At 73.8% G+C, this 3,927-nt stretch carries 1 protein-coding gene; it reads left to right on the plus strand.

Annotated features, from left to right (window positions below):
- Nucleotides 1-80 precede the first annotated feature (80 nt).
- A partial coding sequence (locus F3J10_RS34690) for a non-ribosomal peptide synthetase (RefSeq protein ID WP_167243965.1) occupies nt 81-3,927 on the plus strand: 3,847 nt, incomplete at its 3' end.

Raw genomic sequence — 3,927 nt, forward strand, 5'->3', positions numbered from 1 at the left:
GACGCGCCTCGGCCCGGCCGCCGGCAGCAGCTGCCAGGCGGCCGTCGGCCGTTCCGAAACCGAACCTGAAGAGTGAATCCGTGAGCGAAGTGTCGAACGATCTGCTGTCGATCTCGACGGCCTATGTCGCCCTCCCGCCCGAGAAGCGCGCCGTGTTCCGCGGCCGCCTGCGCGAGCGCGGCATCGACGCCGCGCGCCTGCCGATCGTGCCGTTCCCCGGCGCCGAGCGGCGTTTCCCGCTGTCGCATGCGCAGGAGCGGCTGTGGTTCCTGTGGCGCCTCGATCCGGCCAGCGCCGCCTACAACGTGACGGGCGCGGTGCGCCTGCGCGGCCGGCTGGAGGTCGGCGCGCTGCGCGCCGCGCTGGCGCGCGTGGTGGAAGCGCACGAGAGCCTGCGCCAGCGCTTCGACGAAGTCGACGGCATCCCGTACCAGACCACCGTGGCCGGCGAATTCGGCTGGGAAACCCTGACGGCCGAAGGCGAGGGCCCGGCGCTCGACCTGCTGCTGGCCAGCCGCTCGGCCGCGCCCTTCGATCTCGAGCGCGGGCCGCTGCTGCGCGTCACGCTGGTCTCGCTCGGCGCCGACGATCACATGCTGCATGTCGCGCTTCATCACATCGTCTCGGACGGCTTGTCGATCGGCGTGTTCGTCGGCGAGATCGCGACGGCCTATGCCGCCTGCCTCGACGAGGCGAGCGGCAAGGGCGACGGCGCGAATGCGGCGCCGTCCTCGACGGCCGGGATCCAGTACGGCGACTACGCGCTCTGGCAGCGCGAATGGCTCGACGACGGGGCACTCGCGCGCCAGCTCGACTACTGGCGCGAGCGGCTCGGCCAGGATCATCCGGTGCTGGAGCTGCCCAAGGCACGCACCCGCGCCGGGCTGCGCAGCGGCGCCGGCGCGCGCATCGCGCGGGTGCTCGCGCCCGAGCTGCACGCGGCGCTGACGCGTATCTCCACGGCCGCCGACGCGACCCCCTTCATGACCCTGCTGGCCGCCTACGAGCTGCTGCTGGCGCGCTACAGCGGCCAGCAGGACATCCGCGTCGGCGTGCCGGTGGCGGGCCGCGACCGGCCCGAGGTGGCGCGCACCATCGGTTTCTTCGTCAACACGCTGGTGATCCGCGCCGAGCTGGCGGGGGTGCCGAGCTTCGCGGCCCTGCTCGCGCAGGTGCGCGAGCGCGTGCTGGAAGCGCATGCGCATGCCGACCTGCCGTTCACCAAGCTGGTCGATGCGCTGCAGCCGCAGCGCAGCTTCGGCCATACGCCGCTGTTCCAGGCCATGTTCAACTACCTCGGCGAGGATGGCCGCCCGATCCGCCTGCCGGGGCTGGAGGTGTCGACCCACGAGATCGGCACCCAGACCGCGCGTTTCGACCTGGTGCTCGACGCCCGCGAGCGCGCCGGCGGTTTCGAGGTCGCGCTGACCTATGCCGAGGACGTGTTCGAGCGCGCCACTATGCAGGCCATGCTCGACCATTACGTGCTGCTGCTCGAGGCCGTGCTCGACGCCCCGGACCAGCCGCTCGGCGCGCTTGGCGCGGCCGCGCCCGAGCAGGCGCGCGTGCCGGCCAAGCCGTATCGCTCGGTGCCGGCGCGCTTCGCGGCCAGCGCCGCGCGGCACGCGGCGTCGCCGGCCGCGCATTGCGAGGGGCAGCACGCCACCTACGCGCAGCTCGACGGCCATGCCGCGCGCGTGGCGCGCGCGCTGGCCGCCGCCGGCGTGGGCCCCGACCAACGCGTCGGCATCTGCATGACGCGCTCGCTCGGCATGGTCGCGGCGCTGCTCGGCACGCTGCGCTCGCCGGGTGCCTTCGTGCCGCTCGACCCGGCCTATCCGGCCGAGCGCCTGGCGATGATGCTCGACGACGCGGGCGTCAAGGTGGTGCTGACCGATGCCGATGCGCAGGCGCGCTGCGGCGAGCTGTTCGCCGGGCGCGTGGCGATCGACGTCGGCGCGCTGGCCGCCGCCGAGGCCGAAAGCGATCACGCCGGTTCGACGCCAGCGGACCCGCATCCCGACCAGCTCGCCTACGTGATCTACACCTCCGGCTCGACCGGCCGCCCGAAGGGCGTGGCGATCTCGCACGGCGCCTTCGCCGCCCACCTCGACGACTTCATCGCCGCGCACGCGATCAGCGCGGCCGACACGCAGCTGCAGTCCTCCACCATCAACTTCGACGTCGCGCTGCACGAGATGCTGCCGGCCCTGCTGCAGGGCGGCCGGATCGAGATGCGCGGCCCCGAGGCCTGGGACATCGACACCACCAGCCGCCACCTGATCGACGCGCGCGTGACCTTCTCGCGCCTGCCGACCGCCTACTGGCAGCAGTGGCTGCGCACGCCGCCGCCGCCCGAGGCGCTGGCCGCGCTGCGGCAGATCACGGTGGGCGGCGAGGGTCTGCCCGGCGACGCGCTGGCGCAATGGCAGCGCGGCCCGCTGGGTCGCATCGGCCTGGCCAACCTGTATGGCCCGACCGAAACCACGGTGGCCTGCATGTACCGCGCCACCACGCCCGAGGATGCCTCGCAGGCGATCGTCTCGATCGGCGTGCCCTATGCCTCGCGCACCGCGCGCGTGCTGGACCGCGACGGCAACGAGGCGCCCATCGGCGCGCTCGGCGAGCTGTGCATCGGCGGCCACACGCTGGCGCGCGGTTATCTCGATCGCCCCTCGCTGACGGCCGACCGTTTCGTGCCCGATCCGCTCGGCGCGCCGGGCTCGCGCCTGTATCGCAGCGGCGACCTGTGCCGCCGCCGCGCCGACGGCGCGATCGACTTCCTCGGCCGCCTGGACCAGCAGATCAAGCTGCGCGGCTTCCGCATCGAGCCCGGCGAGATCGAGGCGGCGCTGCGGCGCCTGCCCGGCGTGGCCGAGGCGGTGGTGGTGCTGGCCAGCGAGCGCGGCGTGGCGCGCCTGGTCGCCTACGTGGTCGGCGCGGCGGGCGTCGCGCTCGACGGCCTCGAGCTGCAGCGCACGCTGGCCCAGCAACTGCCGGCCCACATGGTGCCGGCCGCGATCGCCGTGCTCGCGCGCATGCCCTTGATGCAGAACGGCAAGGTCGATCGCGCCGCGCTGCCGGCCGTCGAGATCGCGCCGGCCGAAGGCTCGCGCGCCGAGCCGCGCAACCAGGCCGAGCGCCTGCTGCTGAGCTGGTGGCAGGCCGTGCTCAAGCGCGAGGATCTCGGCATCGACGACGATTTCTTCGCGGTCGGCGGCGATTCGATCCTGAGCCTGCAACTGATCGCCAAGGCCCGCGCGCAAGGCTGGCTGCTGACGCCGCGCCAAGTATTCGAGCAGCCCAGCGTGGCGCGCCTGGCGGCCGTGATGCGGCCGCTCGACGGCGAGGCCGAGCAGGTCGAGATCCGCGAACCGCTGCCGCTCACCCCGATTCAAGCGTGGTTCCACGCGCGTTATCCGCAAGGCGAGGCGCACTGGAACCAATCGGTCCTGCTGCGCGTGCGCGGCGAACTGGAGCTGCCGGCCTTCGAGCGCGCGCTGGCTGCCGTGATCGCGCGTCACGACGCGCTGCGGCTGCGCTTCGAGCGCGACGGCGCCGGCCTTTGGCAACAGCGTGTGCTGGCCGAGGCGCCGGCCGTGCCGGTGCAGTCGATCGACCTGCGCCCGGCCGGCGAACGCTGGGCCGCCGCGCTGGAACAGGCGGGCGAGGAAGCGCAGCGCTCGCTCGATCCTCTTGCGGGCCGGCTGGTCAAGGCGGTGGCGTTCCGCGCGCCCGAGCTTGCCGACGGCGCCGTCGAAGGCCGCCTGCTGCTGGTGATCCATCACCTGGCGGTGGACGGCGTGTCCTGGCGCATCCTGCTGGCCGACCTGGCCGCCGCCTACGAGGCGGCCGTCGCCGGCCGCGCGATCGCGCTCGACGCGGCGCTGCCCTGGAGCGTGTGGGCCGCGGCCCAGCGCGAGGCGG

The sequence above is a fragment of the Burkholderia sp. Cy-637 genome (assembly GCF_011753175.1).
Taxonomy (GTDB): Bacteria; Pseudomonadota; Gammaproteobacteria; order Burkholderiales; family Burkholderiaceae; genus Burkholderia; species Burkholderia gladioli.